This is a genomic window from Mesorhizobium sp. FG116 (assembly GCF_057809835.1).
On the sequence record NZ_JBMDKS010000060.1, the window covers coordinates 1 to 6,101 of the forward strand.

Below are 6,101 nucleotides of genomic sequence, written 5' to 3' on the forward strand. Positions count from 1 at the left end.
GAGACCAGGCATCGAGCGGGGAAGGGCGCGATCGCAAGTCCCGCCCGAGCCGACCCGCCCGGTTGGTCAATCTGCGTCGGCAGGTCTCCTGACTGACGGGTCGTCGCCTCGCTCGCCCTTCCCGGACTTTCGTCCAGTGGATTTTCGTGTTCAGCTCGCCGCCTACAGTTGCGGGGGCAGTTCCGTTTGGCCGATGATCCGGCCACGGATTCCCTATTATTCCCTTACGGAACCGACACTTGTTCCGTAACCAGTTGAACCGGGCATTGCAAGTCGGAAACCATTTTTCAGGGGCGCCATATTCTCAGTTTCAATATCGTGACCCATTATCAGCGGGAGCGAAAAAGCTTCCCGGACGCTTGTAGCCGCGAATAACCGAGCGAGCGCCCGCATTTCCACGAAGCGCTCACCGCGCTCTGGATCGAGAGCGAGCTCGTCTATGTCGAGGACCTTGTTTTCCATGATGCCGAGATGGACCTGCGCGCACCCACGCGCGAACTCACACGGCCCCATACTGTCCTGCGCAAGCGTCGCCGGATCCTGTCGCAGAAACGCGACGGGGTTTTTCTCGTGATGGCCTACGGGAACTCGCCGGCCGTAGCGCCAACGGTGCGACGATAGCCGAAAGAGACCGGGCGGGGGAGGGGACGGCTTCGACCGAGGCGGAAGCTGCTGCGGTTGAGGCACCGGAGGACAACGCGCTCGCGGCGGAATTCGCCGAGATCGACGCGGTGCTGTCGCGATCGTCGAAGTTGTTCAGCGGCGTTCAGGTTGTACCATCGCGAACGCGACAAGACGACAATCGCCTAGCCGTACCCTACGACGAGGATTGGGACGAAGGCTCGCGTCTGGCAAAGTGGCATCAGGTGATGGAGCGGACGCGAGACCTTCCGCTGGTTCTGCGCGCCGCAGTCCTGCTGGAACATCGAGGTTTTGCAGCGGGACGACTGGATCGGACCGCTGCTGCACTCTTGCGCAAGGAAGGCCTCTGCGGCCACGAGGGCCAAAATCTGCCAACTATCTCGTCTCGATGTCCATCGCTTCCACATTGGCAAGCACGTGGGCGAGGAGAGAAACGAGTGTCTTGACCTCTTCGTCCGACAGGCCGCGCGTTGCGTCCTTGTTGCCTTGAATGAGGATCGCGCGCCCTGCCGGCAGCTTGGCCCGAGTCTCTTCGGTAAGCGATATCAGGCTGCTGCGGCGATCGTCGGGATCGGGTTCGCGGTGGATGATGCCGTCCCGCTCCATGCGCGCAAGAAGCTGCGCCATGGTCGGCTGCTCAACCTTGGCCCAGCAACGAGCGAGCTCGGTTTGTGACAGGCGAGCCCCGTCTTTGAGTGCGGTCAATACCGGCAGCTGCGCGGTGGCGAACCCCAGCTCACGCAGCCGCACATCCCCGACCCTGGCCAATCCGCGCGCGATCCGGCTGATGTAATGACCGGGCGTCTTCAACATGTCCCAGTTGTCATCGCCCATTGCATAGCATCCTATGTTTATAGTATAGGCTCCTATGTAAACTGGAGAGCCCGATCATGACAACATCCTCAATCGCGATCATCGGCGGCGGTCCCGGCGGCCTGATGCTCGCCCGACTTCTGCAGGTCCGCGGCTATGCGGCTGTCGTTTTGGAACGAGACGCTCATCGAGATGACAGGCCCCAGGGCGGTTCGCTCGACCTTCACGCCGACACCGGACAGCGCGCGCTGCAACTTGCCGGACTTGAAGAGGCCTTTCTCGCCGAAGCCCGGCCCGAGGATCAGGGCGACCGCCTCTACGATTCGAATGGCAGGCTATTGTTCGATCACGATGGTGATGGTTTTGACCGTCCGGAGATTGATCGCAGCGCGCTGCGCCGCCTTCTGCTCGATTCGCTCGCGGTCGGCACTGTGCGGTGGGGCAGCAAGGTGGAAGCTGTCACGCCACACGAAAAAGGCGGCTATGAGGTCTTTGTTGGAGGAAACAGCGAGCTGTTCGATGTCGTCGTGGGAGCCGATGGCGCCTGGTCGCGTGTCCGTCGGCTGCTGTCGGATGCCGAACCGATCTACGAAGGCGTGACTTTCGTCGAGCTCGGCTTCGATGCCAGCCGTCATCCAGACATCGATGCCTTGGTGGGCAAAGGCAAGATGTTTGCCGTCGGCGACAATCAGTTGCTCGTCGGTCAGCGCAACGGCAATGGCCACATCCGGGGCTATGTAGCGCAACGCATATCCGAGGTTGCCGGGCGTGAATTGGCCAGGGCTGAACCACAACGTCTTCGCGCCATGCTGATGGAGGCCTTCGCTGACTGGGCGCCGGAGCTTAAACATATGATCGAGGCTGGCGAACTGCTTGGGGCTCGTCCGCTGCAAGCACTGCCGATTGGCCACAGCTGGGCAAGCCGGGAAGGCCTTACGCTGCTTGGCGATGCCGCGCATCTGATGTCGCCATTCGCCGGCGAGGGCGTCAACCTCGCGCTCGCCGATGCGGCAGACCTTGCGGCAGCTCTTACTTCCGGCGAGAGTTGGTCGGCAGTCACACACTACGAGGTCGCGATAACCGCCAGGGCTGCAGCTGCGGCTACAGAAGCGGCTGAGGGTCTTCAGGTCGCGGTCTCCGAAAATGGCGTCGCCGGCGTACTTGAACACTACAGGCAGCGTATCGCCGCATAGCGTCCAACGTGTGATTTGATCCCGTAAAGCCGCCCGTTTGCCGCCGGACACTTAGTGGCCGATCGTCTCCTTAACCCTGGAGCACGATGTTTTTGCCGCTTAACCCGGCGCCCCACACGTAACGCCGTTGCATGCTTCTGAAAACATGATAGTTTAACTCATGAATTAGGATGACTCCCCGGGTAAAACTGCAGGAGCGGGCCAATGACCAGCTAAAACCCCGATACTTTATACGCTCGCCCAGGTGCTATCGGAGCGTTGGCGAATCCAGCACTTCGGTTGTTTGGCAGGCCGGCGAGAAGGCGGACAAGCGATGCGATCCTGCGAGGTGAGCGCGGGGTCGGCACCGAGTCTCAGATGAGCCCTATCGCCTGATAGGTGACACGCAGGCCAAGTTCATCCTGAACAAGTTGAGAAAAATCGCCGGGCGATGCTGCGTCGTCTGGCAGCCTCCGGAGAGACAGAATGCCGGATTCAATATATGCAGCCCCTCGCGACGCCGGCTATTTCGATCGCCCCGCCGAGAAACTTGTGCTGGAAGGATATCGTCATTGGACGCGGGGCATGGCCCTGCGGTCGACCGTGCCCTGGACACAGGCGCAAGAACTTTATCGCGCGCTCCTGGGCGATGAAGATGGCGAGCAGGCGATCATCACGCTCGCCCGCTTCGTCAGGACGCTGGGTCAATGCGCTATCTGTCCGTTACGGGTGTTCAATTCCGGATCCTACTTCATTTGCCGCGACGAAACGTTGGTGATGGGGCTGATCGCAGGCATCCAGAATTGCGACGACCCGACCGTCATGCTTTGTCTGGGAAAGCTCTGTTGCGCCGACCGGGGCGACGAGGCGGCGATGGCCGCAGGCAACTTCGCGCTCACGCTCAAGTTTATGGGCAAGACCATGCTGCCTATCCCGGCCCACATCGTAGCCCGTATCATTGCGCAGACACGAAGCGCCTCCGGCGCGAGCGCGATCCGACAGAGGCGGCCGCCCGGATCAATTCACTGACACAGGCGAGGCGGCCGGGCATCGGCTGAATCTGCCATCAAACGTTACAGCCGTCAGAATGGCCGAGTTTGGATTCGACAGTCGCCAAATCGGATTTAGGATGTATCTGGATACGGAGTACGCAGCATGCGGGACCTGCCCAGAGACATCGATGTCGACGCGGTCATCGAAATCGGCATAGCGCTCGACGACATGCTCGCAAAGGCGCCGGTCGACGTACATAGCCTTGCGGTTGAAGTCCGTAAGGCGACGCAGACGAAAATATCGGATCAGATGTTGCAAAAACTGATCGCCGAGATGGCTGCCAGCCGAGGCCTGCCGCTCCTTCTCGACACGTCGCCAGCCGCCCCTGCGTGATATGCGGCGGGCCGATGGGTCGGTAAGCACAAGCACGATAGTCACGCAGTGCCGGCTATCCGCATGAGTCGCAAGTCGTCGGTTCGTCGTTGTTCGCACGCCACCATCAGCGCCATCCGCAGGATCTCGATATCCATCGCTGGGTGTGGCCGCCACCCACAGGGGCACGATTCGATGCCGCAATGGGCGTAGGCCATCTCCCGATAGATCGTGCCGATCGAACGCGCCGCCAGACGCAAGACCGTCATTGGCGGTAGGCCGACTTTGTGCATAACCTCGCAAAGTTCGTTGATCACCGTCGCCCTTATATGCGCCTCGGCTTCGTTTTGGCGACGTTCGATTTCCATCTGTGACACGCGCTCAACTCTCCTGTTTGTCTTGTGTGAAAGCGCGTGCGTGGCGGATTGGCCGCGGTGCGCCTGATCGTGGTCCAGCCAAGGTGCCGCCGCTCGCTTGATGCGACCCGATCATTTATCGTTGCCGTTGCGGGGAGTCTCGGACCGAAGCGCTTCGCTCGCCTCGTCGAGCCGGCGCATTGCGTCGAACAGAGCCTCGCGGTGAGCCAGATGGACCTCCCAGAGCGCGGCGAAGATAGAATTGTCACTCGTATGCGGCTCAGGTGCATCCTGGGCTCGTCGCAGGCTCTCATCGGCTGCACGCTTCGCCTTGCGAAGATGCGACCGCGAAGCTTCCACGGTCGTGAAACGTTCGCGATGGCGGTTCCATTCCTCGACCGAGGCGCCATTTGCCGGGGGCAATTCTTGTACCGGTGTGTAGTGGATCATGCCGCGCGCCTCCTAGCCGTACCATCGTCGCCGTCTCTCTGAAGTCCGTCGGGCCTTCCGACCGCCGAATCCATGATGATGATCGCCTCTGGGGAGAAGTTCTTGTTGTTGAGCGCCCTGTCACGGTTCGGGCCTACAGCAGCAGTTGCCGGCAGCCCAATTCTTGTCCGCGACCTAGATGCCCTTGAACAGAGTGCCGGCCGCCAGAACGATGAAAGCGACCAGTAGCAGCCAGTAGCTATAGGCGCCCAGCGCTCCGACTGGAATGCCGATCACCGGCAGCAGCGAGATCATCGCAATCACGATGGCGATGATGAACACGATCGCCCTGGGCGCACTCAGTTCCATGTTTGCCTCTCCTTATCGTCGCTCCTTCCGTCCATCGGAGGGAAGCGGCGCGACCTTACCGCGCAACGAAACTTGAGAAAACAAAAACTAGACTAAAATAATCAAGTTTACAACAAACCATTTCCGCCGGACGCAAATCCCAGCGAGGGACGCTCCCCGCAACAGATTCGACCACCGTGCTGTTGTCCGGCAGATCAAAGGCGACACGCCCCATCCGCAGGTTTCGGTCTAGGGCTCAGTCTATCGTCCGGGTATTCCAGACCAGGCAAACAGTCGCAACTTCATGGGCGTCACGATCGACAAGGTCGCCATGCGCCAACACGATCGGCCGGAAATCGCTGCCCGTATGCGCCGAAGCGACCTCGCTGCGGCGGTGCGGTTGCTCCACCCCATCCGGTATTCCGGCGCTGGGCTTAGGATTGTTGCGCATATTTGAACGAGAATCTCAACGCCTCGCCGGTGTTGGGCGGCGATCCCGGTTTCACCCCGTTATGTCCGGCGCGATCCGCTCACAGTTACGGGGGTAGCCGCAGCATAGGGCGATAACGGGCGCGCCACGCAGGCGGCCCGGACAACGCCCGGGCCATCCCGATACCTGTGCGTCGGCCTATTTTGTCGCTACGGTCTGCTTCGCCATGGCGCTGGCCAACTGGTCGACATTGTAGCGGAACATCTTCTCATAGGTTGCGGCGGGACCGTCCTTTTTCGACAGCGCCTCGACGTAAAGTTCGCCTCCGGCCTTGGCTCCGGTGGCCTTGGCGATCTGCTTGACGAGACGCGGATCATTGGAGTTCTCGAAGAAATACACCCTCACGCCCTCTTGCTTGATCTGCTCGATCAGCTTGGCGACGCCGCCAGCGGAAGCCTCGCCCTCGGTGGACAGGCCGAGCGGGGCCAGAAAGGTCACGCCGTATTCGCGACCGAAATAGCCGAATGCGTCGTGGCTGGTCAGCAC

9 protein-coding genes and 1 riboswitch are annotated in these 6,101 nt (G+C 60.9%); of the genes, 4 read left to right on the plus strand and 5 right to left on the minus strand.

The window, feature by feature from the left end; translation table 11 throughout:
- Window positions 1-61: 61 nt before the first annotated feature.
- Window positions 62-252, minus strand: a riboswitch (cobalamin riboswitch).
- 479 nt (window positions 253-731) lie between these two features.
- The gene (locus ACODTY_RS22970; RefSeq protein WP_488996491.1) at window positions 732-1,088 is read left to right on the plus strand and encodes a DUF1612 domain-containing protein; all 357 of its coding nucleotides are present in this window, start codon (window positions 732-734) and stop codon (window positions 1,086-1,088) included.
- Here the strand turns inward: ACODTY_RS22970 and ACODTY_RS22975 are convergent.
- Entirely contained in the window at window positions 1,018-1,476 is a 459-nt protein-coding gene (locus ACODTY_RS22975) for a MarR family winged helix-turn-helix transcriptional regulator (protein ID WP_488996492.1), read from the minus strand. The two genes, ACODTY_RS22970 and ACODTY_RS22975, sit on opposite strands and share 71 nt — an antisense overlap.
- Before the next feature lie 56 nt (window positions 1,477-1,532).
- Here ACODTY_RS22975 and ACODTY_RS22980 point away from each other — a divergent pair, with 56 nt between their 5' ends.
- From ACODTY_RS22980 to ACODTY_RS22990, 3 genes are all read left to right on the plus strand, one after another.
- Window positions 1,533-2,648, plus strand: a complete 1,116-nt coding sequence (locus tag ACODTY_RS22980) for an FAD-dependent oxidoreductase (protein WP_488996493.1) — start codon at window positions 1,533-1,535, stop codon at window positions 2,646-2,648.
- Window positions 2,649-3,113: 465 nt separating this feature from the next.
- Window positions 3,114-3,656: a hypothetical protein gene (locus ACODTY_RS22985; RefSeq protein WP_488996494.1), complete on the plus strand. Its 543-nt coding sequence runs from the start codon at window positions 3,114-3,116 to the stop codon at window positions 3,654-3,656.
- Between the two features lie 126 nt (window positions 3,657-3,782).
- Window positions 3,783-4,013 carry a hypothetical protein gene (locus tag ACODTY_RS22990; RefSeq protein WP_488996495.1) on the plus strand — a complete coding sequence of 77 codons (231 nt, stop codon included), beginning with the start codon at window positions 3,783-3,785 and terminating at the stop codon, window positions 4,011-4,013.
- Window positions 4,014-4,054: 41 nt separating this feature from the next.
- On the opposite strand, the gene ACODTY_RS22995 is transcribed toward ACODTY_RS22990, so the two are convergent.
- The 4 genes from ACODTY_RS22995 to ACODTY_RS23010 form a co-directional block, all read right to left on the minus strand.
- A complete protein-coding gene (locus ACODTY_RS22995; protein WP_488996499.1) occupies window positions 4,055-4,360 on the minus strand; it encodes a hypothetical protein in 306 nt (101 codons plus the stop codon).
- Window positions 4,361-4,480: 120 nt separating this feature from the next.
- Complete coding sequence (locus ACODTY_RS23000) at window positions 4,481-4,798, minus strand: hypothetical protein (RefSeq protein ID WP_488996496.1); 318 nt, start codon at window positions 4,796-4,798, stop codon at window positions 4,481-4,483.
- Between the two features lie 174 nt (window positions 4,799-4,972).
- Entirely contained in the window at window positions 4,973-5,146 is a 174-nt protein-coding gene (locus ACODTY_RS23005; protein WP_488996497.1) for a hypothetical protein, read from the minus strand.
- Between the two features lie 607 nt (window positions 5,147-5,753).
- Window positions 5,754-6,101, minus strand: a 348-nt coding sequence (locus ACODTY_RS23010) for a metal ABC transporter solute-binding protein, Zn/Mn family (RefSeq protein WP_488996498.1), incomplete at its 5' end; no start/stop codon positions are given.

Coding starts and splice junctions, on each gene's coding strand:
- ACODTY_RS22990 (WP_488996495.1), top strand. CDS start 3,783: ATGCGGGACCTGCCCAGAGACATCGATGTCGACGCGGTCATCGAAATC.
- ACODTY_RS22980 (WP_488996493.1), top strand. CDS start 1,533: ATGACAACATCCTCAATCGCGATCATCGGCGGCGGTCCCGGCGGCCTG.
- ACODTY_RS22985 (WP_488996494.1), top strand. CDS start 3,114: ATGCCGGATTCAATATATGCAGCCCCTCGCGACGCCGGCTATTTCGAT.
- ACODTY_RS22995 (WP_488996499.1), bottom strand. CDS start 4,360: ATGGAAATCGAACGTCGCCAAAACGAAGCCGAGGCGCATATAAGGGCG.
- ACODTY_RS23000 (WP_488996496.1), bottom strand. CDS start 4,798: ATGATCCACTACACACCGGTACAAGAATTGCCCCCGGCAAATGGCGCC.
- ACODTY_RS23005 (WP_488996497.1), bottom strand. CDS start 5,146: ATGGAACTGAGTGCGCCCAGGGCGATCGTGTTCATCATCGCCATCGTG.
- ACODTY_RS22975 (WP_488996492.1), bottom strand. CDS start 1,476: ATGGGCGATGACAACTGGGACATGTTGAAGACGCCCGGTCATTACATC.